At 70.0% G+C, this 25,261-nt stretch carries 19 protein-coding genes; 8 read left to right on the top strand and 11 right to left on the bottom strand.

The annotated features are described in order from the left end of the window. The first annotated feature begins 405 nt into the window (after positions 1–405). From HPO96_RS26985 to HPO96_RS27015, 7 genes are all read left to right on the top strand, one after another. The gene (locus HPO96_RS26985; RefSeq protein WP_475422017.1) at positions 406–675 is read left to right on the top strand and encodes a sunset domain-containing protein; all 270 of its coding nucleotides are present in this window, start codon (positions 406–408) and stop codon (positions 673–675) included. Between the two features lie 20 nt (positions 676–695). Further along, a complete protein-coding gene (locus HPO96_RS26990) occupies positions 696–998 on the top strand; it encodes a type II toxin-antitoxin system HicA family toxin (RefSeq protein WP_171677143.1) in 303 nt (100 codons plus the stop codon). Between the two features lie 249 nt (positions 999–1,247). Then, complete coding sequence (gene treS / locus HPO96_RS26995; protein ID WP_238355590.1) at positions 1,248–2,951, top strand: maltose alpha-D-glucosyltransferase; 1,704 nt, start codon at positions 1,248–1,250, stop codon at positions 2,949–2,951. Further along, positions 2,948–4,378: a maltokinase N-terminal cap-like domain-containing protein gene (locus HPO96_RS27000; RefSeq protein ID WP_171677145.1), complete on the top strand. Its 1,431-nt coding sequence runs from the start codon at positions 2,948–2,950 to the stop codon at positions 4,376–4,378. The genes treS and HPO96_RS27000 overlap by 4 nt, the downstream gene beginning before the upstream one ends. Before the next feature lie 94 nt (positions 4,379–4,472). Beyond that, the gene (locus HPO96_RS27005) at positions 4,473–7,376 is read left to right on the top strand and encodes an AfsR/SARP family transcriptional regulator (protein WP_171677146.1); all 2,904 of its coding nucleotides are present in this window, start codon (positions 4,473–4,475) and stop codon (positions 7,374–7,376) included. A 68-nt stretch (positions 7,377–7,444) separates the two neighbouring features. Beyond that, positions 7,445–9,682, top strand: coding sequence for a 1,4-alpha-glucan branching protein GlgB (gene glgB / locus HPO96_RS27010; protein WP_171677147.1), 2,238 nt, complete (start codon positions 7,445–7,447; stop codon positions 9,680–9,682). A gap of 10 nt (positions 9,683–9,692) precedes the next feature. Next, on the top strand, positions 9,693–10,550 hold the full coding sequence (locus tag HPO96_RS27015) for an NUDIX hydrolase (protein WP_337796826.1): 858 nt from the start codon (positions 9,693–9,695) through the stop codon (positions 10,548–10,550). On the opposite strand, the gene HPO96_RS27020 is transcribed toward HPO96_RS27015, so the two are convergent. From HPO96_RS27020 to HPO96_RS27030, 3 genes are all read right to left on the bottom strand, one after another. After that, entirely contained in the window at positions 10,547–11,221 is a 675-nt protein-coding gene (locus tag HPO96_RS27020; RefSeq protein ID WP_171677148.1) for a DUF1345 domain-containing protein, read from the bottom strand. The two genes, HPO96_RS27015 and HPO96_RS27020, sit on opposite strands and share 4 nt — an antisense overlap. A gap of 1 nt (position 11,222) precedes the next feature. After that, on the bottom strand, positions 11,223–12,422 hold the full coding sequence (locus HPO96_RS27025; protein ID WP_337796827.1) for an RNA polymerase sigma factor: 1,200 nt from the start codon (positions 12,420–12,422) through the stop codon (positions 11,223–11,225). Between the two features lie 65 nt (positions 12,423–12,487). Then, positions 12,488–12,859 (bottom strand): YciI family protein, encoded by a 372-nt coding sequence (locus HPO96_RS27030; RefSeq protein ID WP_171677150.1) that lies wholly within the window; start codon positions 12,857–12,859, stop codon positions 12,488–12,490. Between the two features lie 146 nt (positions 12,860–13,005). Here HPO96_RS27030 and HPO96_RS27035 point away from each other — a divergent pair, with 146 nt between their 5' ends. After that, a complete protein-coding gene (locus tag HPO96_RS27035; RefSeq protein WP_171677151.1) occupies positions 13,006–14,448 on the top strand; it encodes a flavin-containing monooxygenase in 1,443 nt (480 codons plus the stop codon). 4 nt (positions 14,449–14,452) lie between these two features. On the opposite strand, the gene HPO96_RS27040 is transcribed toward HPO96_RS27035, so the two are convergent. The 8 genes from HPO96_RS27040 to HPO96_RS27075 all read right to left on the bottom strand — a co-directional run bounded on the left by HPO96_RS27040 (position 14,453) and on the right by HPO96_RS27075 (position 25,236). Next, positions 14,453–15,397 (bottom strand): tetratricopeptide repeat protein, encoded by a 945-nt coding sequence (locus tag HPO96_RS27040; RefSeq protein ID WP_171677152.1) that lies wholly within the window; start codon positions 15,395–15,397, stop codon positions 14,453–14,455. Between the two features lie 70 nt (positions 15,398–15,467). Then, entirely contained in the window at positions 15,468–17,234 is a 1,767-nt protein-coding gene (locus HPO96_RS27045) for an NAD-binding protein (RefSeq protein ID WP_202886455.1), read from the bottom strand. Beyond that, positions 17,197–18,870, bottom strand: coding sequence for a coenzyme B12-dependent isobutyryl-CoA mutase large subunit (locus HPO96_RS27050; RefSeq protein WP_171677154.1), 1,674 nt, complete (start codon positions 18,868–18,870; stop codon positions 17,197–17,199). Before HPO96_RS27050 ends, HPO96_RS27045 begins: the two co-directional genes overlap by 38 nt. A 25-nt stretch (positions 18,871–18,895) precedes the next feature. Next, positions 18,896–20,461 carry an ABC transporter ATP-binding protein gene (locus HPO96_RS27055; protein WP_337796828.1) on the bottom strand — a complete coding sequence of 522 codons (1,566 nt, stop codon included), beginning with the start codon at positions 20,459–20,461 and terminating at the stop codon, positions 18,896–18,898. After that, entirely contained in the window at positions 20,458–21,906 is a 1,449-nt protein-coding gene (locus HPO96_RS27060; RefSeq protein ID WP_171677155.1) for a serine hydrolase domain-containing protein, read from the bottom strand. Before HPO96_RS27060 ends, HPO96_RS27055 begins: the two co-directional genes overlap by 4 nt. Then, positions 21,907–22,746, bottom strand: a complete 840-nt coding sequence (locus HPO96_RS27065) for an ABC transporter permease (protein WP_171677156.1) — start codon at positions 22,744–22,746, stop codon at positions 21,907–21,909. Then, entirely contained in the window at positions 22,739–23,665 is a 927-nt protein-coding gene (locus HPO96_RS27070; RefSeq protein WP_171677157.1) for an ABC transporter permease, read from the bottom strand. The genes HPO96_RS27065 and HPO96_RS27070 overlap by 8 nt, the downstream gene beginning before the upstream one ends. Then, positions 23,665–25,236 carry a peptide ABC transporter substrate-binding protein gene (locus tag HPO96_RS27075; RefSeq protein ID WP_171677158.1) on the bottom strand — a complete coding sequence of 524 codons (1,572 nt, stop codon included), beginning with the start codon at positions 25,234–25,236 and terminating at the stop codon, positions 23,665–23,667. The genes HPO96_RS27070 and HPO96_RS27075 overlap by 1 nt, the downstream gene beginning before the upstream one ends. Positions 25,237–25,261 lie beyond the last annotated feature (25 nt).

A 25,261-nucleotide genomic window follows, 5' to 3' on the forward strand; every position in this document is an offset into this window, starting at 1 on the left:
CCGGACAAAGCCGTCGCGCCGCCCGCAACCGAACCCGCGGCACGCGAAGCCACCCCGCCCCAAGCCGAGCAGCCAGTTCGAGCCGAGCAACCGGTTCGAACCGACGAACCCGTTCGAACCGACGAACCCGTCCGAGCCGAGGAACCCGTTCGAGCCGAGGAACCCGTTCGAGCCGAGGAACCCGTTCGAGCCGAGGAACCCGTTCGAGCCGAGGAACCGGTTCAGGCACCGGCCCCCTCCAGTCCTTCAGCGGCGCCTGACAAACCTGAGCCGGACAAAGCCGTCGCGCCGCCCGCAGCCGAACGCGAGGAAGCGGCGTCCACAACAGCTCGCGAGGAGGCGGCGTCCGCGGCAGCTCCCGCACAGACGGCTTCCGCGGCGGCTCCGGCGCGGTTCTCGCGGGTGATGGACTCGGAGCCGACGCTGTTCGACCAGGACGACGTGCCGCCGGGCAGGTACGGCGCGGGGTCGGCGGAGGCGGTGGCGCACCAGGGGCCGCCGGACGGCTTCACGATCAAGGGCAACGCCCAGTCGATGCTGTTCCACACGCCCGACTCGCCGTACTACGGGCGTACCAAGGCGGAGGTGTGGTTCCGCACCGAGGCCGACGCCGAGCGCGCCGGCTTCACGAAGTACGTCCGGAAGCCGCGAAAGTCTGCCGGCCCGCCGGACTGATCCCGTTGCGTCGTACGATCGTGACCCGGAGTGATCGCATCCTGGAGGACGACCGCAAGCTGCGCGAGGCCGGCTGCGAGCCGACCCGCCAGAACGGCAGCCACATCACCTACAAGAACAGCAGCGGCCGCACGGTCATCGTCCCGAAGAAGGAAGAGATCAAGACCGGGACGTGGAGCAACATCTTGCGCCAGGCGGGGCTCAAGGAGGAGAAGGCCGGCCGGCGGGAAGGGCAACGACGCCGCGCAGGGCGAGCGGCAGAGCACCCAGCGGCACGGCACGAGCAACAAACGCGGCTCCGGCTTCGGGCGCTGAACAACTGAGACCAGTGGGCTAGAGGTCTTATTGGGTGGGACGACGGCCGGTCCATTTGCTTGTACTGGCAAACGGCCGTCAGACTAAGCCCGACGTTCACGCGGACCCGTCCGACGCGCGGCGTTCCCCAATCACCGGGTTCGACCGGGTTCACGTACTGCCTCTTTTGACGAGCCCGGTAATGGGTACGGGAGGTCAGTGCGCGCCCTGGGCCGGCCCACCCCACAACCTTCCCGATGGAGGTGAGCGTGACCGACATGCTGCCGGAGCAGCACCACGGACTGACGAAGAAGGATCCGCTGTGGTTCAAGCGGGCCGTCTTCTACGAGGTCCTGGTGCGATCGTTCAAGGACTCGAACGCCGACGGCATCGGCGACCTGCAAGGCCTGACCGAGAAACTCGATTATCTCGAGTGGCTCGGCGTGGACTGCCTGTGGCTGCCGCCGTTCTACCCGTCACCGTTGCGGGACGGCGGTTACGACATCTCCGACTACACCGGCGTGATGCCGGAGGTCGGCACCATCCAGGACTTCGCCGCCTTCATGGAGGCCTGCCACGCCCGCGGGATGCGCGTCATCGTCGACTTCGTGATGAACCACACCTCGGACCAGCACCCCTGGTTCCAGGAGTCGCGCGCCAACCCCGACGGCCCGTACGGCGACTTCTACGTCTGGTCCGACACCGACGAGCCGTACGGCGACGCCCGGATCATCTTCGTCGACAGCGAGCAGTCGAACTGGACGTGGGACCCGGTCCGCGGTCAGTACTTCTGGCACCGGTTCTACTCCAGCCAGCCGGACCTGAACTTCGAGAACCCGGCCGTCGGCGACGCGATGATCGAGGCGCTGAAGTTCTGGCTCGACCTCGGTATCGACGGTTTCCGCCTCGACGCCGTGCCGTACCTGTTCGAACAGGACGGCACCAACTGCGAGAACCTCCCGCGCACCCACGAGTTCCTGAAGCGGGTCCGCAAAGAGGTCGACGCGAACTACGAGGACCGGATCCTGCTCTGCGAGGCCAACCAGTGGCCGGCCGACGTGGTCGACTACTTCGGCGACCGCGACTCGGGCGGCGACGAGTGCCAGATGGCGTTCCACTTCCCGGTGATGCCGCGGATCTTCATGGGCGTGCGGCGCGAGTCGCGGTTCCCGATCTCGGAGATCCTGGCCCAGACCCCGGCCATCCCGGACACCTGCCAGTGGGGCATCTTCCTGCGGAACCACGACGAGCTGACCCTCGAGATGGTCACCGACGAGGACCGCGACTACATGTGGGCCGAGTACGCGCAGGACCCGCGGATGAAGGCGAATATCGGCATCCGCCGCCGGTTGGCCCCGCTGCTGGACAACGACACCAACAAGATGGAGTTGTTCACGGCGATGCTGCTGTCGCTGCCCGGCTCGCCGATCCTGTACTACGGCGACGAGATCGGGATGGGCGACAACATCTGGCTCGGCGACCGCGACGGCGTCCGGACGCCGATGCAGTGGTCACCGGACCGGAACGCCTCGTTCTCCACCGCGACCCCGGGCAAGCTCAGCCTGCCCGTGATCATGGACCCGGTCTACGGATACCAGGCGGTGAACGTCGAGGCCGAGATGGAGAACGCCTCCTCGCTGCTGCACTGGACCCGGCGGATGATCCAGACCCGTAAACAGCACCCCTGTTTCGGGATGGGCACGTTCACCGATCTGGGCGGCTCGAACCCGAGCGTCCTGTCGTACATCCGCGAGTTCGGCGACGACGTCGTCCTGTGCGTGAACAACCTGTCGCGCTTCCCGCAGCCGATCGAACTCGACCTGCGGCAGTGGCAGGGAGTGGAACCGGTCGAGCTCCTCGGCGGGGTGCACTTCCCGGCGATCGGTGAGTTGCCCTACCTTTTGACCCTCGGCGCCCACGGTTTCTACTGGTTCCGGCTGCCCGTGGCCAAGCCGGACGACCATGAGGAGAGCATTTCGTGACTTCCCATCTGGACCAGGTCCAGTCCTTCTGCACGAACCAGCGCTGGTTCGGGGAGAAGGGACACGACGTCGTCGTCGATGCCGTCGCCACCTCGGCGTGGCTCTCGGACGACGGAGTGTGGCCCGCGGTCCGGATCGGGTTCGTCTACTGTTCGGGTCCCCCCGGGTCGGACATTCCGATCCGGGTGTACCAGCTCCCGCTCAGCTACCACCAGGCGCCGGTCGACAACCTCGGCCACGCCCTGATCGGCGACTGGGCGGAGCAGGACCTCGACGACACCCGCGTCTGGGTGTACGACGCCCTGCACGACAAGGAAGCCACGCCGTACTGGCTGGAGGGGCTGACCAACGGCCGCACGCTCGACGGCCTGGAGTTCCACCCGGTGCACGCGCCGGAGGGCGCGACCGTCGTCCCGGAGGACGCGCAGTCCCTGGTGCTGACGGTCGAGCAGTCCAACACGTCGCTGGTCTTCGGCGACGTGGCTTTGCTGAAGGTGTTCCGCCGGCTCGAGCCCGGGAGCAATCCCGGGGTCGAGATCGAGTCGGCGCTCACCGAGTCCGGCTCCGAGCTGGTCCCGGAGGTGCTCGGTTCGGCGCGCGGCAGCTGGCCGCGCGCCGGCGGCGGCACCGACAGCGGCGAGCTCGCGATGCTGACGGCGTTCCAGAAGAACGCGACCGACGGCTGGTCGTTCGCGACGTCGTCGGTCCGCGATCTGTACGCCGAGGCCGATCTGCACGCGGCCGAGGTCGGCGGCGACTTCGCCGGGGAGTCGCACCGGCTCGGCGCCAGCACCGCCCAGGTGCATTCCGAGCTGGCCAAGGCCCTCGGCACCGACGTCTGGGAGCAGGCCAAACTCGTCGAGCACGCCGCCGCCATGCAGCGCCGTCTCGACCAGGCGGTCGCGGCGATCCCCGAGCTCGCGCCGTACGCCGCCGGCCTCGGCCGCGCCTTCGACGCGCTGGCCGCCACCGATCAGCCGGTGATCGTGCAGCGCATTCACGGCGACTTCCACCTCGGCCAGGTGCTGCGCACGATCGACGGCTGGAAGCTGATCGACTTCGAGGGCGAGCCGGCCAAGTCGCTGATCGAGCGGCGCGCCCTCGACACCGCCGTCAAGGACATCGCGGGGATGCTCCGCTCCTTCGACTATGCGGCCCGCTCGCTCCTGCTCACCGACCACGAGGGCGACCAGCAGATCGCCTACCGGGCCGCCGAATGGGCGACCCGCAACCAGCAGGCCTTCTGCGACGGCTACGCCGAGGTCGCCGGCACGGATCCGCGTCAGCAGTCCGTCCTGCTCAGCGCCTTCCTCGCCGACAAGCTCATCTACGAGTGCCTCTACGAGGCCCGCAACCGCCCCACCTGGCTGCGGATCCCGCTCTCGGCCGCGGCGGCCCTCGCCGAGGCCGAATCGGTGGAAGGTTAAAACAGAACCAAGTACCCCAAATATGCGCCAAGTAGTCCTGGTTGCGGTGAAAATTACAGAGCGTGGGGGCGTTGCCACTGGAATACTGGTGGATATGCCCTCCGCTCATGGTCTCGAGGTTCTGGTTCTGGGGCCGCTGGCGGTGCGGCTCGGCGGGCTGCCGGTGGCTGTTGATCGGCCGTTGGAGCGGGCGTTGCTGGTCCGGCTGGCGCTGGCGGGCGGGATGCCGGTCCCGGATCATCGGCTCGCGGCGGATCTGTGGGGTGACGTCGATCTGGCCCGGCCGACCGAGCGGTTGCGGGTGCTGGCGTCGCGGCTGCGGGCCGCGATCGACTCCCCCGATTCGTTGACGCGGGCAAATGGCGGATATGCGCTGGCGGCCGAGCTGACGGATCTGGCCGAGGCTCGCGCGGCGGCCGAGCGGATGCACGTCGCGGTGCGGGCCGGCGATCAGGTCGCCGTCCGGGCGGCGGCGCAGGAGGCGCTCGATCAGTGGCGCGGCCCGGCGCTCGCCGATCTCCGCACGATTCCGTACGCCGGTGTCGAGGGCGAACAACTCGACGCCTGGCGGCTGACGCTGCAGGTGGAGCTGCTGGATGCCGAGCTGTCGCTGGGGCATGCGGCCGAGGCGGCTCGCGAGCTCGAGGCGCTCGCCGCCGAGAATCCGCTGCACGAGCGGTTGTGGTGTCTGCTCGCCCTGGCGCTCTACCGGACCGGCCGGCAGGCCGACGCGCTGACCCGGATGGCGCGCCTGCGCAGCCGGCTCGCCGACGAACTCGGCGTGGATCCGGCGCCGGACACCGCCGCGATGGAGCTCCGACTGCTCCGCCAGGATCCAACCTTGTTGCTGACGGCAACTGAACCGCCGGCCGTCCGCGGTGCCGCGCCGAGCGCGCCGGTCGCCGATCTACCGGCCCCGCTGACCAGTTTCGTCGGCCGCCAGGAGGAGCTGGCCTGGTTGATACGTCGCCTCGGTACGCCGGGTGTCGTCACGCTGACCGGCGGGCCCGGGAGCGGCAAGTCCCGGTTGTCGGTCGAGGCGGCCCGGGCCGTGAGCGGCCGCCCGATCCGGGTCGTCGAGTTGGCGCCGCTGCAGCGCGAAAGCGCCGTCCTGGAGGCGATTGCGGGTGATGACGCCGGCGGCGCCGACCCGATCGCGGGCGCGGCGTCGACCCTCGACGGATCGATCCTCGTCCTCGACAACGCGGAGCACGTGATCGAGCAGGTTGCGGAGATCGTCGCCGGTCTGGTGCGGCGCGCGCCGGGGCTGACCGTGGTGGTCAGCTCGCAGCGGCCCTTGCAGCTGGAGGCCGAAGAGGTCCGGCCGATGCGCCCGATGGATGCGCTGGCCGCGGCGCAACTGTTCGCCGAACGCTGCGCGATCGATGCCCAGGGCGCCGACCCCGAGCAGGTCGCGGCGATCTGCTCGGCGGTCGACCGGTTCCCGCTCGGGATCGAGCTCGCGGCCGGTCTCACCCGCACGCTCACCGTGCCCCAGCTCGCGCAACGGCTCACCGACCGGATGCGGTTGCTCGTCGCCGGCACGCGTGATTCCCAAGCCCGGCACACCAGTCTGGTCGCCGCGCTGGACTGGAGTCACCAGCTGCTCGGGGGCGCCGAGCGCGCCGTCCTGCGTCGCGTCGCCGTGTTCACCGGCGGTTTCACTTTGGAGGCCGCCGAACAGGTCGCCCTCGATCCGCGCGACGTCGCGCCCGCGCTGACCGAGCTCGCGGATCGGAGTCTGCTGACCGTCGAGGCGGTCAACGGCCGCCGGTTCCGGCTGCTGGAGACCGTCCGCGACTACGCGCTCGGCAAACTCGACGAGGCCGGCGAAACCGAAGCCGCGCGGGCTGCTGAGCTCGAGTGGGCGCTGGGCTTCGTCCGTACGACCGGTCAGCAGGGCGACGATTTCGCCAGCGCCGAGTCGGTCAACGAAGTCTTCGCCGAATGGCCGAATCTGCTCGACGTCCTGGACCGCGCCGCCGGGACCGACCGGGCCGTCGGCGGCCTGCAGCTTGCCCTCGCGATGCACACCCCCTGGCTGATCCGCGGCTGGTACGCCGAAGCCGCGCGACACTTCGCCGCGTTGACCGACGCTCCCGGCGCGACCACTGCCGAGCGGCTGACCGCGTTGTGCAACCACGGTTTCGTGCTCACCATGCGTGGCCGGTTCGACCAGGCCGCAGAGCTGCTGACCGAGGCCGAGCGGCTCGCGCCGCAGCAAGACGACGACACTCTGACGCTCACTGCGCTCTACTACCGCAGCATCGTCGAGATCGAACGCGGCCGCCTGCTCGACGCGTTCACTCCACTACTGAGCGGCCAAGCACTGGCCCGTACGTCAGACCAGCACGAACGCCGCCTATCGGCCTTCACCGACGCCCTGGGCACGCTGTACGTCTACACCGGCCAGTCCGAGCGCGCGCTGGAGTGCTACGAGGTCTGTATCGTCGCCGACCGCGAGTACGGCGACGAGCACGGCCTGTCCCGCGGTCTGAGCAATCTGGCCGGTGCACTCGTCGGCCTCGACCGCTCCGCCGATGCACTCAAAGCAGCCGCCGAATCCGACCACTACGCCCGCCGGCTCGACGACCGCCAGATCCTGCCGCTGAACGACGTCGTCCGCGGCCTGGTCGCCGTAGCGCACAACAACCTCGACGAAGCCGAAAAGCACCTCCGCTCCGCCGTCGAGTACGCCCTGGCCGACGACTCCGGCGTCAGCCACGCCTACATCGACCTGGCTGACGTCCTGATCCGCCAGGACGAGCTGGCCGAAGCCTCAGCCCTACTCGACGCCGTCTTCGCCGAGGCCCCCGTCCACAGCACCTCCTGGCTCGCAGCCCGCGCCGTCGCCGCAGCCCTAGCCCTGGCCCAAGGCGACCACCAACGCGCCAAAGCCCTCGCCGACGAGACCTCCCTCGCCTATACCCGCACCGGCTTCGCCTGGCCCCGCTACGCCACCCGACTGGCCGCAGTACAGGCCGCTTTGTCCGCTTGAGTGTGTAGGTCGGGACTTGTCGGGTACGGGGTGCAGTGAACGTGGTCGCGATCGGGCAGGATGTGTACATGGGATCGAGTGAGAACGAAGCCATGGAGGTACCGGTGGTTTCGGCCGACCAGCCTTTGGTGACAGCGGTTCCGGTGGATCGGACCGTTCTGGATCGGGTGGTCGGTGGGACTTATCACGATCCGCATCAGGTGCTTGGGCCGCATCTGGGCGCGAGTGGCGTGACGGTGCGGGTGTTGCGGCCGTTCGCGAGTTCGGTGACCGTTCTGCACGGCGACGGCCAGCGGCTGGAGTTGCGGCATGAGCACGACGGCGTCTGGGTCGGTGTGATCGACACCGACAAGGTGCCGGACTATCGGCTCGAGGTCGGCTACACCGACGGTCCGGCGCTCGAGGTCGACGACCCGTACCGGTACTTGCCGTCGCTTGGTGAGATCGACCTGCACCTGATCGGCGAAGGGCGCCACGAGCAGCTGTGGACGGTGCTCGGCGCACATGTCCGTCGCTACGAGGGCCCGACCGGTGCTGTGACTGGGACGTCGTTCGCGGTCTGGGCCCCGAACGCGCAGGGCATCCGGCTGACCGCCGACTTCAACTTCTGGGACGGCCGCGCGCATCCGCTGCGCTCGCTGGGCTCCTCCGGCGTGTGGGAGCTGTTCGTGCCCGGCGTCGGCGCCGGCACCCGCTACAAGTTCGACATCTGCGGCCGGGACGGCGTCTGGCGCCAGAAGGCGGACCCGATGGCCAACCTGGCCGAGGTCCCGCCCGCCAACGCGTCGGTCGTCCACGAGTCGACGTACGAATGGACGGACGCGGAGTGGCTGGAGCGCCGGGCGGCGTCCCAGGCGTACGCCGAGCCGATGAGCGTCTACGAGGTGCACCTCGGCTCCTGGCGCAAGGGCAAGTCGTACCGTGAGCTGGCCGACGAACTTGTTGCCTATGTCAACGACATGGGGTTCACCCATGTCGAGTTCATGCCGGTGATGGAGCACCCGTTCGGCGGCTCCTGGGGCTACCAGGTGACGTCGTACTTCGCGCCGACGTCGAGGTTCGGCGATCCGGACGACTTCCGCTTCCTGGTCGACAAGCTGCACCAGGCCGGGATCGGCGTCCTGGTCGACTGGGTGCCGGCACACTTCCCGAAGGACGCGTGGGCGCTGGCCCGCTTCGACGGGACGCCGCTGTACGAGCACCCGGATCCGCGCCGCGGCGAACAGCCCGACTGGGGCACGCTGGTCTTCGACTTCGGCCGCCCGCAGGTCCGGAACTTCCTGGTCGCGAACGCGATCTACTGGGCCGAGGAGTTCCACATCGACGGCCTGCGCGTCGACGCGGTCGCCTCGATGCTCTACCTCGACTACTCCCGCCAAGAGGGTCAGTGGGTGCCGAACCAGTACGGCGGCCGGGAGAACCTCGAGGCCGTCTCGTTCCTGCAGGAGATGAACGCGACGCTCTACAAGCGCGTCCCCGGCGTGATCACCGTCGCCGAGGAGTCGACGTCCTGGCCGGGCGTCACCCGGGACACCCATCTCGGCGGCCTCGGCTTCGGCTTCAAGTGGAACATGGGCTGGATGAACGACTCGCTCCGCTACCTGGAGCACGAGCCGGTGCACCGCCAGTACCACCACCACGAGCTGACGTTCTCGATGATGTACGCCTACTCGGAGAACTTCGTCCTCCCGCTGTCCCACGACGAGGTCGTGCACGGCAAGGGCTCGCTGCTGCGCAAGATGCCCGGCGACCGCTGGCAGCAACTGGCGAACCTGCGCGCCTACCTGGCGATGATGTGGGCGCACCCGGGTAAGCAGCTGCTGTTCATGGGCTGTGAGTTCGGCCAGGAGTCGGAGTGGTCCGAGAAGGGCGAGCTGGACTGGTGGCTCCTGGACCACGCCGACCACCGCGGCCTGCGCGACCTGGTCCGCGATCTGAACCATGTCTACAAGGACACGGCCGCGCTCTGGGGCACCGATCACGACCCGGAGAAATTCAGCTGGATCGACGCCAACGACGCCGGGAACAACGTGTTCTCGTTCGTCCGCTTCGGCGCCGAGGGTGAGCCGACGATCGCCTGTGTCGCGAACTTCTCCGCCGTCCCGCATCACGGCTACCGCCTCGGCCTCCCGTACGCCGGTCGCTGGTCCGAAGCGATCAACACCGACGCCGGGTCGTACGGCGGCTCCGGAGTCGGCAACCTGGGCGCCGTCCAGGCCGACGGCCCGGAGTGGCACGGGATGGCGACCAGCACCGAGCTGTCCGTGCCGCCCCTGGCCACGGTGTACTTGCGGTACGACGGGTAGCGTTCTGGGTGTGACCGCCGAACTGACCGATGGTGACCTGACACTGCAGCTGACTCAGAACGGTGAAGACCTGGCTGTCTTCACCGTTGGCGCCCTCGGCACTGTGGAGGTGCGGCGGACGACGGCTGGTGTCGGTGTGGTCGTTTGGGCGCTGGAAGGCGGCCCTGAGCTCGCACAGCGGGCGGTCCGCCTCGCTTCGGCGTACGCGTTCGGTGAGCTCGGGTTCGACCGGCTGCAGATAGAGGTCGACCCGGAGCTGCACTCGTCGGCGCGGGTGGCGATTCGGTCCGGTTTCCGGCGCGAGGGCGTGCTGCGCGGCGCAGCGCTGCTGGACGGCGAGCGGCGCGACGTGGCCGTCTACGGCATGCGCAGCGACGACCCCCGGCCGGACAGCCTGCTCGGCTGGACGACGCTGATGGACTCCGCGCTCCCGAAGAAGCGGGTGATCGCGCACGTCGTCGTCCGGGACACCAGCGGCCGCGTGCTGCTCTGCCAGGTCAGCTACAAGCAGGACCGTGAGCTGCCAGGCGGCGTCGTCGAGCCCGATGAGGACCCGGCGACCGGCGCCTCCCGCGAGATGGAGGAGGAGCTGGGCCTGGCGCTGCCGCTCCTCGGCGTCCTCGCCATCGACTGGCTCCCGCGCTGGGAGGGTTGGGGCGACGCGATCGAGATCCTGTACGACGGCGGCGTCCACGACCCGTCCATCCTGCAGACCCTGCAACCGGACGGCCGCGAGATCCTCGCCATCGACTGGCACTCGCCCGACGCACTCGAAGGCCTGGTCTCACCGCTGAACGCTCGCCGCCTTCCGCTGCTGCTCGCCAAGCCGGGCCAGCTGCACAACCTGAGCAACGGCACCCCGATCTAGGTCGTCAGGTAGGACGTGACGAAGGTAACGGCCGTCGCGAGGATGAGGGTGTTGAAGACGAACGCGAGCGTCGCGTGCGCAAGCACCCGGCGGCGAACGCGGCTCTGGGTGACGGTCACGTCGGTGGTGCCGAACGTCGTACCGACCGAGACCGCGAAGTAGGCGAAGTCGACCAGGCCGGGCTCGTCGGTGCCGGGGAAGTCGAAGCCGCCGGACCGGGCATGCAGCGCCAGGTACGAGATCACGAAGCCGGTCTGGAGGGCCAACCAGGCGGTGATGACAGCCACGACGCAGATGGCCAGGGCCAGCTTCGGCGGGGCACCGAGGGTTTCGGCCTGCGGCAGCGCCGAGACGGTCGCGAACAAGGCGATCATCGCCGCCCCCTGGGCGAACTGCTCCGGAGTGCTCTGGAGCCAGCGCCCGGCCAGGCCTTGCCGGGACGTGGTCAGCACCACCTCACGGAGCTCCTCCGGCGAGCGGCGGCGGAAGGTCAGCCAGGTGAGCAGTAGATAGCCGGCGAAATACAGGTCCCAGCCCGCGAGGACCTTCAGCAGCGTCTCACCAGGGAGGAACAGCGCCGGAACGATCAGGGGCATGACGAGCATCTGCCGGGAGAACTCCCGATTCCACCAGCGCATCTGACTCCCCGTAGCCGTCGCGAACGCGCTCATCCTAAGTGAGCTCGTCGTGGCGGCGGCGCAGGAAGCGGCGTTCGGCTTCGTTCCCGGTCAGGGTGATCGCTTCGGCGTACGCGGCGGCGGCCTGGACGCTGCGGCCCAGCCGGGCCAGGACGTCGGCGCGGGCGGCGGGTAGGTAGGGGTAGGACTGCAGGGCCGGCTCGGCGGCCAGGGCGTCCAGCTCGGCGAGGATCTCGGGCAGGTCGGCGCCGGGGACGAAGCTGCGGGCGGCGGCGCGGTTGAGGGCGACGATCGGGGTCGGCCAGCTGATCATCATCGCGTCGTACATGCGGACCACCTGGCGCCAGTCGGTGCGCTCCCAGGAGGGGGCGGTGACGTGCAGGCCGGCGACCGCGGCCTGGAGAGCGAAGCGACCGCCGCCGCGGACCAGGGCATCTGTTGCCCGGGCGACGCCCTCCGCGATCAGCTTGACGTCCCAGCGGGAGCGGTCCTGGTCGGCGAGCAGGACGAGCTCGCCGTCCGTGCTCATCCGCGCCGTGCCACGGGCCTCGGTCATCAGCAGCAGACCGAGCAGCGCCTCCGGCTCGGTCTCGACGGGCATCAGCCGGACGAGCATCCGGGCCAGCTCGATCGCACGGCCCGTCAGGTCGGCACGGGTGAGCTCGGGGCCGGCCGCGACATGGCCGGCGGTGTAGACCAGATGGACGACGGTCAGGACGGCGTCCAGCCGGTCGGGCAGCTCATGGTCAGCCGGGATCCGGTACGGGATGCCAGCTGCGGCGATCTTCTTCTTCGCCCGGGTGATCCGCGCGGCCGCGGTCGCCTCGCCGATCCGCAGCCCGGCCGCCACCTCCCGCGTTGTCAGGCCGCAGATGAGCCGCAGCGTCAGCGCTACCTGCGACTCCCGCGCGAGGGCCGGGTGACAGCAGGTGAACACCAGCCGCAGCGGGTCTGTTGGCTGCTCGTCGTCCGCCGGCTCGTCGTCCACCAGTAGCGGCAGCTTCCGCCGTAGCGTCGTCTCACGCCGCAGCCGGTCCAGTGCGACCCGCCGCGCCACTGTGGTCAGCCAGCCGGCCGGATTGGCCGGTACGCCCTCCGGCCAGACCCGCATGGCCTGAACGAACGCGTCCTGCGTGCAGTCCTCGGCCAGGTCCAGGTCGCGGGTCAGCCGGACGACGGCCGCCAGCACGACGGACCAGTGTTCGCGGTGCGCACGCGCCACCGCGTCGACCACCTCCCGCACCTCCGCCCCCGCCGGTGGCTCCGGCGAGGGCAGAGGCGGGGTGGTACGACGGTTCATCAGGCAGGCGACTCGGCGTCGTCCGAGGTGCTCATGATCGGACGAACCTCGACGTTGCCGGCCGGGCAGAGCTTCGCGAGCTCGATGGCCTGGTCGAGATCCCGGGCCTCGATGACGTAGTAGCCGCCCAGCGCCTCCTTGGTCTCGATGAACGGACCGTCGGTGACCAGCGCCTCGCCGCCGTCCGGCTTCCGGACCGTGCTCGCCGTCGTCGAGCGCTCGAGCGCCTCGCCGCCGAGCACCCGCGCGCCGGCCGCCTCGACGGCCGCGGTGAACGCGCCGTGCAGCTCCATCGCCTTCTGCCACTCCTCGGGCGTGAGGTTGTCGAACCACTCCTCGCTGTCGAACAGCAGGAAAACGTACTGCGCCATCTCAAGCTCCCTTTGTCTCGGGCTGGTACTGAACATCTTGCTGACGAACGGGGCCGGACGGAATCGACAGGCCGCGCGAAAGAACTTTCCGGAGTACTGTTGAGCAACTACTCAACAAGCCCTCTCCGCGCCCCTGGAGGAATCGCATGGAGCATTTCGACGTCCTGATCGTCGGCGCCGGCCTGTCCGGGATCGGCGCGGCGTACCGGATCCAGACCCAGAGCCCGGACCGCTCGTACGCGATCCTCGAGGCGCGGACCGCGATCGGCGGCACCTGGGACCTGTTCCGCTACCCCGGCATCCGCTCGGACTCCGACATGTTCACGCTCGGCTTCCCCTTCCACGCCTGGGGCGGCAAGGCGATCGCGGACGGGCCGGACATCTTGGCCTACGTGAACGAGACGGCGGCGACGTACGGGATCGACAAGCACATCCGGTTCGGCCAGCGGGTGGCGCGCGCGTCCTGGTCCTCGGAGACCGCACAGTGGACGGTCGAGACGGAGGACTCGGCGTACACCTGCTCGTTCCTGTACTGCTGCAGCGGGTACTACGACTACGACGAGGGCTACGTCGTCGACTTCCCCGGGCAGGCCGACTTCGAGGGCAAGGTCATTCACCCGCAGCACTGGCCGGCTGACCTGGACCACTCCGGCAAGCGCGTGGTCGTCGTGGGCAGCGGCGCGACCGCCGTGACGCTCGTACCGGCGATGGCCGCGACCGCGGAGCATGTGACGATGCTGCAGCGGACGCCGAGCTACATCGCGTCCCGGCCGGCGGCCGACGCGTTCGCGGATCGCCTGCGCCGCGCCCTGCCGGAGAAGCTGGCGCACCGGATCGTCCGGACGAAGAACATCGCGCTCAGCACGCTGACCTACAACGCGTTCCGCAAGTTCCCCGGTCCCGCGGCCCGGCTGCTGAACCGGATGGCCGCGCGCCAGCTGCCCGCCTCGATCCCCGCCGACCCGCACTTCACCCCGACGTACAAGCCCTGGGACCAGCGGCTCTGCCTCGTCCCCGACTCCGACCTCTTCCGCGCCCTGCGCCGCGGCACGGCCTCGGTGGTCACCGACGAGATCGAGCGCTTCACCCGCACCGGCCTGCTGCTGAAATCGGGCGCCGAACTGCCGGCCGACGTCGTCGTCACCGCGACCGGGCTCCGCATGGTTGCCCTGGGCAAGATCGAGCTGACCGTCGACGGCCGCCCGGCCCCGGTCAGCGAGACCTTCGTCTACCGCGGCCTGATGCTGAGCGGCGTCCCCAACCTGGCCTGGTGCGTCGGCTACACCAACAACTCCTGGACGCTGCGCTCCGACCTGAGCTCACAGTTCGTCGCCCGCCTCCTGAACCACCTCCGCGCCACCGGCACCGACATCTGCCTCCCGGAGATCGAACCCGCCGAGTACGCCGCCCCCCGCCGCCCCGTCGTCGACCTCTCCTCGGGCTACATCCAGCGCGCCGCCGCCATCCTCCCCCGCCAAGGCCCCAACGGCCCCTGGCGCCTGCGCCAGAACTACCCCCGCGACCTCGTCACCTTCCGCTTCGGCCCGATCGACGACGGCATCCTGCACTTCACCCGCCGCACCGCCTGACGGGTCAGAACAGGGCGGCCATGAGGCGGCGGCGGGCTTTTCCGACGCGCTCGTCGTCGGCTCCTACCACGTCGAAAAGCTCCAGCAGGTGGAGGCGGACGGCGTTCCGGTCGTCGCCGGCGGTGGTCTGGATGGTGTTGATCAGGCGGGTGAAGGCGTCTTCGACGTGGCCGCCCATCAGGTCGACGTCGGCGACGAGCAGCTGTGCCTCGATGTCGGCCGGGTTGTCGGCGGCGCGCGTGCGGATGTCGGCCGGCGCCTCCTGGGTGCGCTTCACGAGCTGGACGCGGGCCAGGCCGGACTTCGCCTCGGCGTCGTTCGGCGTCTCCTTGATCAGCTCCTCGTACGCCGCGATCGCGCCGTCCAGATCACCGGCGCCGACCGCGTTCTCCGCCGCCTCGTAGCGCGGGTTCGGCGCGTCCTCCTCGACGGGCGCCGCGTCAGCGGCCGGGGCGACCGGCTCGGAGCGGCCGCTGATGCCGTTGGCGACCGCGACCTGCATCAGCTGGTCGAGGTACTGCCGGGCCTCGGGCTCGCCGACCGCGCCCTGGAACAGCGGCACGACCTGACCGCGCAGGACGGCGATCACCAGCGGGACCGACTGGACGCCGACCGCCTGGGCCAGCTGCGGGTTCGCGTCGATGTCGACGCGGGCGAGCACGAACTTGCCGGCGTACTCGGTGGACAGGCGCGCGAGCACCTCGCCGAGCGCGGCCGCGCCCTGCGCCCGCGGCGACCAGAACTCGACGACCACCGGCACCTGCAGGGACCGCTCGATGACGTCGCTCTGGAACGTCGGCTCACTCACGTTCAGCACGTAAGCCCCCGCGGCGCCACCACCGCCACCAGCCGGCGCACCGGCTCCGGGCGCTCCGCCCGGCGCCCCGGCAGGCTTGCGCAGGGACGACAGATCGATCGCCCCAGGACGGGAGAAGTTCGACTGGCTCACCAGTGCCCTCGCATTTCCGGTCGCGCCACACGGCGCATGCTGACGATTACAGGACCATCTTCTACGACGCTCACAACCCAGGGGGCGTGGGGGTGGTTCGGGCTCGGGTGGCCATGAGGAGGCGGGCCAGGCCGGAGCGGGTACCGGCTACGGCTAGGCGGTCGCCGGGGTGGACGGTGGCGGAGAGGGGTGGGGTCCAGTCCCAGGGGCCGGTGTTGCGTTGGTTGGCGAGGACGCGGAGGCCGCCGTCCTCGTTGAGCTCGCCGAGGCGGAGGCCGACGGCTACGGAGCCGGGCTCGACGGTGACTTCGGTGAGGAGGAGGACGCGGCGGCCGGCGGGGACGGTGACCTGGCTGCGGCGGTTGGCGGCGGCCGCGGCGATGGCGGGGGCGACGAGCATGGAGACCGAGCGGCTGTGGCCGAGGCCGAGGCGGCGCTCGACGCGCTGGGCGAGGTCGTGGTCGAACATGCGCATGGTGATCCGGGCGTCCGGGTTGAGGTCGCGGACGACCATCGCGGACTCCAGGTTGGTGATGTCGCCGTCGGTGAGCGCGAGCACCGACTGCGCCCGCTGGACGCCGGCCGAGCGCAGCGTCTCCTCGTTGGAGCTGTCGCCGATCACCACCGGGATCCGCAGCCGATGCGCGGTCTGGACGCCGGGCGCGTCCTCGTCGTGCTCGACGCCGACCACCGCGACCCCGCGCTCGGTCAGGATCTCCAGCACCCGCGCGCCGACCGTCCCCAACCCGCAGACGACCACATGATTGCGCGGCCGCCCGCGGACGCCGCCGATCACCCGCGACAGCCGCGCGCCGATCAGCGAGTCGACGATCACGGCGGTCAGCAACGCGACCAGCACGATCCCGGTCAGCTGGACGACGACCGCCGCGACCTTGGCCCACGGCTCGGCCTCGGAAAATACGTCGTCCTCGATCCCGGCGGACGTCACCGCGCCCGCGACCAGGTAGAGCGCGCGCAACCAGTCCAGATGGGCGATGTAGTGCGTCAGCACCGTCCCGATCGTGACCAGGAAAGCCATTACCGCCGCGATCCGGCGGACCCGGCGGTCGAAGATGTCGCCGAGCGCCATCAGCCACCCGGCCCGGCGGACGTCGCGCGTCCGCCACAGGCTGCGGATACCGGTGCCGAGCACGATGTCGCCGACCGGGTCATGGCTGACCGTCGGCAGCAGCTCCGGCGTCGCGGACGACGTCGTGTCGGCGAGCACGGTCAGATGCGGCTCGCGGATCAGATCGGCCTGCCCGGCGACGAGCCGGCGGCCGCCGATCTCGAGCCAGGTGAGCTCGTCGTCCTCGAGCGCGTCGGAGACGAAGGCGGGCGCGGCCAGGGACGGCCCGGAGACCACCACGCAGTCGCCGAGCAGGCTGTAGAGCTGTTTGCCGAGCCGCGGGTTGACCATCTGAACGATGATCCGCAGCTCCGGATCCATGTCCCGCGCGGTCAGCGCGGTGTGCACGTTGTGGACGTCGTCGGTGTCCAGCAGCACCAGCGCCCGGGCCGTCGACGGCTTCCCGTCCTTGGCGTCGATCCCGGCCCGCCGCAGCAGCGACTCGCTGATCACCCGGACGCCCATCACCTGGGCGCCGAGCTCGCTGATCCGGTCGAAGTGCCGCGAGCCCGGGTTGACGATCGCGATCACCCGCTCGCCGGAGCCGACCAGCTCGGTGACGACGCGCAGCATCGTCCGGTCGGAGCCGCAGACGACCACCGCGCGCCCGTCGGCCGGACCGGCCGCCGCCTGGACCTGCGCGGGGGTGACCGGTTCGGCCGGGGTCGTCTCAGAAGCGGGCGGGCTCTCGGTACTCGCCCCATTCAACCCGAAGAACGTGACAGATTTCCCCCATCGTGGCCTCCGCACGCGCCGCCTCCAGCATGGGCTCGATCAGGCTGCCGGTCCCCCTGGCCGCCTCCAGCAGAGCCGCCAGCGTACGCCGTACCCGGTCCTCGTCGCGCTCGGACTTGCGGGCGGCGAGCACCCGGCACTGCTCGATCTCGACCTCGTGGCTGACCCGGAGGATCTCCAGCTCCCCCGCGACGGTGTCGGTCAGCGTGTTCACGCCGACGATCTTCTTCTCGCCCTTCTCGAGTTTCTGCTGGTACTCGAAGGCGGCGTCGGCGATCTCGGCCATGAACCAGCCGTCCTCGATCCCGCGCAGGATGCCGCCGGTCATCGAGCCGTCCGGGCTCATTTCCTTGATCCGGGCGAAGATCTCCTCGGCCTCGGCCTCGATCTTGTCGGTCAGCGCCTCGACGTACCAGGAGCCGCCGAGTGGGTCGGCGACGTTGGTGACGCCGATCTCCTCCATCAGCACCGACTGGGTGCGCAGCGCGATCTCGGCCGACTGGTCGGTCGGCAGCGCGAGCGTCTCGTCAAGCGCGTTGGTGTGCAGCGAGTTCGTGCCGCCGAGGACCGCGGCGAGCGCCTCGACCGCCGTCCGGACAACGTTCAGCGTGGGCTGCTGGGCGGTCAGCGAGACGCCCGCGGTCTGGGTGTGGAACCGCAGCCACTGCGCCTTGTCGGTCTTGGCGCCGTAGACGTCGCGCATCCAGCGCGCCCAGATCCGCCGGCTGGCGCGGAACTTCGCGATCTCCTCGAAGAAGTCCAGATGGCTGTCGAAGAAGAACGACAGGCCGGGCGCGAACACGTCGACATCGAGACCGCGGGACAGGCCGAGCTCGACGTACCCGAAGCCGTCGGCGAGCGTGTAGGCCAGCTCCTGGCCGGCCGTCGAGCCGGCCTCGCGGATGTGGTACCCGGAGACGCTGAGCGGTTTGTACGCCGGGATGTTCGCCGCGCAGTACTCCATCAGGTCGCCGATCAGGCGCAGATGCGGCTCCGGCGGGAACAGCCACTCCTTCTGCGCGATGTACTCCTTGAAGATGTCGGTCTGCAGCGTGCCGTTGAGCTTGGTGATGTCCGCGCCCTGGCGCTCGGCGGCGACCAGGTACATCACGAAGGCCGGGACGGCGGGGCCGGAGATCGTCATCGAGGTGGTGACGTCCTGCAGCGGGATGCCGTTGAACAGCCGATCCATGTCGGCGGCCGAGTCGATCGCGACGCCGCAGTGGCCGACCTCGCCGAGGGATTTCGGGTCGTCGGAGTCGCGGCCCATCAGCGTCGGCATGTCGAAGGCGACCGAGAGGCCGCCACCGCCGCCGCTGAGGATCATCTTGTAGCGCTCGTTGGTCTGCTCGGCGTTGCCGAACCCGGCGAACTGCCGGATCGTCCACGGCTTGCCGCGGAAGCCGGTCGCATGCAGCCCGCGGGTGAACGGGAACTCCCCCGGCCAGCCGATCCGCTCCATCCGGGGGTCGTCGTGGCCCTCCGGCGGGCCGTAGACCGGCTCCACCTCGGTGCCCGAGAGCGTCGTGAAATCGGCCTCACGCTTGCGCGCGGCGTCGTAGCGCTGCTGCCACCGGCTCCGGCCGGCCGCGATCTGCTCGGCATCCATGCTCTCAAAGTACTAGGACGTCCAACTATTTCCAACTGCGCGCGGCCAGCAACCTGAGCGTGTACGGCGCTTGCGGCGCCCGGAGAACCGCCTCTCGGGCGCCCTGCTCGACCACGCGGCCCTGACTGAGCACAGCCACCCGATCGCAGAGCTGGTCGACCACCACGAGGTCGTGGGAGATGAAGAGACAGGCGAAGTGCAGGTCGCGCTGGAGGGAGCGGATGAGCTCCAGGACGGTCGCCTGCACGGAGACATCCAGGGCGGACGTCGGCTCGTCGGCGATCAGCAGCGGGGGATCGAGCGCGAGCGCGCGGGCGATCGAGACGCGCTGCCGCTGACCGCCGGACAGCTCATGCGGATAGCGATCGGCCCAGGACCGCGGCAACTCGACGCTCTCCAGCAGGTCGCCGACCCGGGCCCGCAGCGCAGCGCCCCGGACGCCGCGGTGGACGGCCAGCGGCTCACCGATCGAGCGCCCGATCGCGGCCCGCGGATTGAGCGAGCCGGCCGGATTCTGGAACACCACCCCGATCCCCGAGCGGATCCGGCGCAGCGCGGCCGGACGCGCGCCGGTCAGCGACTCCCCACCGACGCGGATCTCGCCCGCGGTGATCGGCGCCAGCCCGAGCACCGCCTTGGCGATCGTCGACTTCCCCGACCCCGACTCCCCGACCAGCCCGGTGATCTCCCCCGGGTCGAGCCGCAGACTGACGCCGTCCACCGCACGGCCGGTCCGCCGGTAGTCGACCGTCAGCTCCTCGATCGACAACACCGGTACGACGTCGCCCACGGCCCCGGTCTGATCCCGGGCGCCGCCGCGCGGGATCGCCGCCAACAGCTCCCGCGTGTACGCCGTCTGCGGTCGCTCGAACAGCTCCGCGACCGGGGCCGTCTCGACCACAGCCCCGTCCCGCAGCACGACGACCCGATCGGCGACGTCCGCGACCACGCCCAGGTCGTGGGTGATGAGCAGGATCGCGCCGGAGATCTCGGCCCGCACAGCGAGCAGGACGCCGAGGATCTCCTGCTGCACGGTGACGTCCAGCGCCGTGGTCGGCTCGTCCGCGATCAGCAACTCCGGATCACCCGCGACCGCGAGCGCGATCATCACCCGCTGACACTGACCACCGGACAGCTGATGCGGATACGACCGGAACCGGTCCGCGGGGATCTCGACCAGCTCCAGCAGCTCGACCGCCCGCGCCCGGGCCGCGGGCCGCGACAACCCCGGCCGATAGGCCCGGATCGTCTCGACCAGCTGCGACCCGATCGTGAACACCGGGTCGAGCGCGCCGACCGGATCCTGGAAGACCATCGCGATCCGCCGCCCGCGCAACGCCGTCAGCTCACGCCGGTTCATCGACACCACATCCGCGCCGCCGAACGCGATCCGGCCGGACACGGTCGCGTTCGCCGGCAGCAGCCCAACCGCCGCCAACGCGGTCACGCTCTTCCCGGATCCCGACTCCCCGACCAGCGCAAGCACCTCGCCGGGCCGGACGCCGAGACTGACCCGATCGACCGCACGCACCGTCGTCCCCCCGACAGCGAAGTCCACCGTCAGGTCGCTGAAGCTCAGGACATCGGTCACACCTCAGGCCTCCCCAGCACGGCCTGCTCGATGTGCTCGGTCCGCCGCGCCCGGAACACGTCGATCGGCCAGCGCGAGCTCCCGCCGTACCGAACCACGGCCGGCCGGCCGTCGGCGTCCCACGTGTACTCGACCCGCTCGCCCACCGAGCCGAACCCGGAGGTGGGCAGCACGCGCAGCGTGTTCGCGTCCACCACCTCGAGCTCCTCGTATCCGTCCAGCGGGCTCGGGTACGCCGGGTACAGCGCGACCAGCCGGCCGCCGAGCAGCGCGATCTCCATCACCGCGGTCAGGTTCGCGAAGCGGCCGCAGAACCGCCGTACGTCGACGCCGTCCGGCACCTTGGTCCGCACCGGCGGCTTGGCGGCGAGCTCCAGCAGCCGCATCACTCCGGTCGCGAGCGCGACCGCCGGGCCGGCGATGCAGTTGGTCAGCACCGAGACCGCCAGCTTGTCGACCGGATCGATGAAGGTGCGTGTGGTGTGGCCCGGGTACCCGCCGCTGTGCCCGACCAGCCGCCGCTCGCCGATCTTGACGATCTCCATGCCGAGCCCGTAGCGCTCGATCTCGTTGCCGAAGGCGATCACCAGGCTCTCGTCGCGCTGCATCAGCCGCTTGCTCGCATCCGTGAGCAGCTTCTCGGCCCCGAAGAACTGGGCCGCGCCGAAGGCGGTCAGATCCTCGGCGGTCGAGTAGACGCCGGTCGCCGGCGCCATCGCCCGGGTGTCGGCATGCGGGATCACCTCGCGCCGGTCGTCGCCGGCGAGCAGGCCGGTGTGACCGCCGGCGTACTGGTCGGCGCGGCGCGGGTCCCACTCGGCGCCGGTGTTGCGCAGGCCGAGCCGGTCGACGATGTTGACCGCCAGGTAATCGCCGTACGACGAGCCGCCGGCCGCCTCGATGACGAGACCGAGCAACGAATAGCCGACGTTGGAGTACTTGAAGTGCTCGTTCGGCTCGAAGACGCGGCCGTGCGACCGGCAGAGCCCGATCAGCTCCTCGCGGCCGAGGAACGGATCCATCAGCTGCCAGTAGTCCTTGTCGATCCCGTCGCGGATGACGCCGGCCTGGTGGCCGAGCAACTCGCGGACGGTGGCCGCCGCCAGCGCGCTGCCGGCCAGCTCGGGCACGTAGGTCTGGACCGGGTCGTCGAGCCGGAGCTTGCCCTGTTCGACGAGCTGCAGGACGGCGGTCCCGGTGAACATCTTGCTGTGTGAGGCGACGCGGAAGAGGTGGTCGGTCCGGAGCGGGATGCCGGCCGGCTCGTCGCTGAAGCCGAGGGCGGTGGACAGGACGAGCTCGTCACCGACCCGGATTGCGGCCTGCACACCGGGCGTCCGCGCGTAACGCTGCTGGAAATCGAGCCAGCTCTCCACTGCCGGGGCGGCTTCCTGGGCGGTGCTGAGGTCGAACAAGGCGGTGTCCGTTCTGTCGTCGGTGGTCATTCAGGAGCGTTCTTTCGGGTTCACCGCGTCCCGGAGGACGTCGCCGAGAGTGATCAGACTCAGGACGGTAATCGCGAGGAAGACTCCCGGATAGACCAGCGTGTGCGGTGCCTGCTGAAAACGCGACTGGGCCGTGGCGAGTTGCAGTCCCCACGAGACGGACGGCGTCCGCAGACCGAGACCGAGGAAGGTCAGGGTGGACTCGGCAACAATCACGCCGCCCACGGTGAGGGTGGCCAGCGCCAGTACCGGACCGATGGCATTCGGTAACACATGGTGAGCAAGGATGCGGCGAATCGGGAACCCCATCGCCCGCGCGGCCTGCACGTACTCCGCGTCCCGGCTCGCGCGGACCATCGTCCGGACCATCCTGGCCAGCACCGGCCAGGAGAACACCGCGAGGACCAGTGCGACCGCGAGCACGCTTTGCCGGCCGAGGCTGTTCAGGACGACGATCGCCCCGAGCAGGAACGGGAACGCGAGGAAGACGTCGGTCAGCCGGCCGAGCACCGAATCCACCCAGCCGCCCGCGTAGCCGGCCAGCGTCCCGACCACGACGGCGATGCCGAGTGCGATCAGCGTGCTGAGCAGCCCGATCGAGAGCGACGCCCGGGCGCCGTACACGACGTTCGCGTAGACGTCGCAGCCCTGCAGATCCTGGCCGAACGGATGCCCGGACGACGGCGGTCGCGCGCTCGCGGACAGGTCGCAGGCCCGTGGATCGACACTGCTGAACAGCCCGGGGAACGCCGCGAGCAGCACGAGCACCGCCAGCACCGCGACCGGCAGCCAGAACAGCGCCCGCCGCCGGACCGTCGGCCAGACGCCGCGCTCAGTCATGGCGGATCCGGGGGTCGAGCAACGAGTTGAGCAGGTCGACGAGCGCGCTGCTGAGCAGGAACACGATGATCAGCGCGGTCGCGATCCCCACCACCGTCGGCCCTTCGTGGCTGCGGATCGACTGGAACAACAACTGCCCGACTCCCGGCAGGTTGAAGATCCCTTCGGTGACGACCGCGCCGCCGAGCAGGAAGCCGAGGTCGACCGCGAGGAAGGTCAGCACCGGGATCGACGAGTTCCGCAGGACGTGGATGCCGATCACCCGCCGCCGGCTCAAACCGCGGGCCCAGAGCGCGCGGACGTGGTCCGAGCCCATCGTCTCGGCCACGCTCCCCCGGGTCAGCCGGGCCACCGCGGCCAGCCCGTAGACCGCGAGAGTCGTTGCGGGCAGCAAGTACGACAGCGGCCAGCCGTCGCTGATCCCCGCGATCGGGAGCAGCGCCAGCCGCACCCCGAACACCAGTTGCGCGGTCGCGGCCAGCACGAAAACGGGGACGGACGCGATCAGGATCGTCAGCACCAGCACGCTCCGGTCGATCCAGGTGTTCTTCCGCAGCCCGGCGAGCAGGCCGAGCCCGACGCCGACCACCACCTGGATCACCCAGGCCGTCAGCGCCAGCCGGATCGTCACCGGCCAGCGGGTCGCGAGCCGCTCGGCCACCGAGCGGCCGTGGAAGTCGGTGCCGAGATCGCCGGTCAGCAGCCGGCCGAGATAGCGCAAGTACTGCGACCACAGCGGATCGTTGAGGTGGTACACCGCCCGGATCCGCTCGGCGACGTCCGGCGCCAACGGCCGGTCGCCGCCGAGACTGGCGATCGGGTCGCCCGGGAGCGCGAAGACCGCCGCGTAGATCGCGAAGGTCACCCCGAGGAACACCAGCGCCAGCTCGGCCAGCCGCCGCAGCGTGAACCGCAGCATCAGCGGACGAGCGTGGTGTTCTCGAGTGTCAGCCCGGCCCCCTCGTCCAGGCTCGCGATCCGCTCCGAGGTCGCGAAGACGTTCTTCTCGAAGAACATCGGCGGCGCCGGGAACCGCTTCAGGATCGCCTTCTGGACGTCGACGTACCCGGCGATCGCGCGTTGCGGATCGACCTGGGCGTCGGCCTTGGCGATCAGCTGCGCGATCGCGGGGTCGTGGTCGGGAACGCAGTTCGAGCAGCCGCCGGTCCTGGTGTAGATCGCGCGCAGGGTGTTCTGCTGGCTCGCGTAGAGCGCGCCCCAGCGGGCGAAGTACGGGCCGCTCAGCTTGGCTCCGGTGCGCAGCTCGAAGAACTCCGGGAAGTCGGCGGTCGGCTTCGCGGTGACGTCCTTGATCCCGAGGTTCTGCCGGAGCTGGTTGGCGTAGGCGTTGAAGAGATCGTCGCGACCGAACCCGCCCGGGAAGCGGATCTCCATCGTGCCGCTGAACCCGCCGGCCTCGGCGAGCAGCTTGCGGGCCCGGACCGGGTCGAACGTGCAGAGGTCGCCGCAGAGGCCCCTCGGCGTCCCGGGCTGAGCCGGCGGCGTCAGCGCGGTGGCCGGCTCCCAGATGCCGTCGAAGATCGCCTTGCTGACGGCCTCCCGATCGATGGCCAGGGAGATCGCCTGGCGGACCCGGATGTCCTGGTAGCGCTTGTCCCACAGCGGGAGGCCGAGGTAGCTGATCGCCAGGCCCTGGAAGACATGCGCCCGATCGCCGAAGTCCTTCTTGACCTGGCCCATCCGGGAGTTCGGCACGTACAGGATGTCGGTGGCGCCGGCCTGGACGTCGGTGTAGGCCGTGTTCATATCGGTGTAGGGCTTGAAGGTGATCTCGTCGACGGACGGCTGCGGGCCCTGGTACCCGTCGTACCGATCCACCGTCATCGGCTCGGTCTCGCGATACGGCTGCGTCATCCGGAACGGGCCGTTGCCGATCGGGTTCTTCGCGAACGCGGCCGGATCGGCGTACGCGGCCTCCGGGAGCGGGTAGAAACCGGTCTGCGCCTGGGACAGCTGCGCCGGGAACTGGCCGTCGGGGCTCTTCAGCGTGACGGTGAAGGTGAGGTCGTCGACGATCTTCAGGCCGGACAGCTCGGTGGCCGCCGGCTTGCCGTTGGCCGGGTTGAGCGCGTCGTACCCGGCGATATTGGCCAGCTGCCCGCTGTTCTCCCAGGCGTTGGGGCCGTAGGCAACGGCACTCCAGGCCTTCACGTAGCTCTTGGCGGTGACCGGCTCGCCGTTGTGGAACGTCCAGCGCGGCCGCAGCTTGATCGTCCAGCGCACCGCGTCGGTCGACGTCACCGACTCCGCGTTGCGGAAGGTGATGGCGCCGTCCTTGCCTGCGAAGGTGAGCCCGGAGAACAGCACCATGTCCTGGGCGAACGCGATCGTCTGCCGGCCCGGGTGCAGGGTGATCGGCTCCTCGACGGCGTACGAGATCGCCTTGCGCGGCTCGTCGGCCGGCTGGTTCGGGGCACAGCTCGACAGGACGAGCAGACAGCTCAGGGCAGCACCGAGCGCACGTTTCATATCAAGCTCCCCGTGAAAGTTCGGA

It is taken from the genome of Kribbella sandramycini (assembly GCF_013131805.1).
Classification (GTDB): domain Bacteria; phylum Actinomycetota; class Actinomycetes; order Propionibacteriales; family Kribbellaceae; genus Kribbella; species Kribbella sandramycini.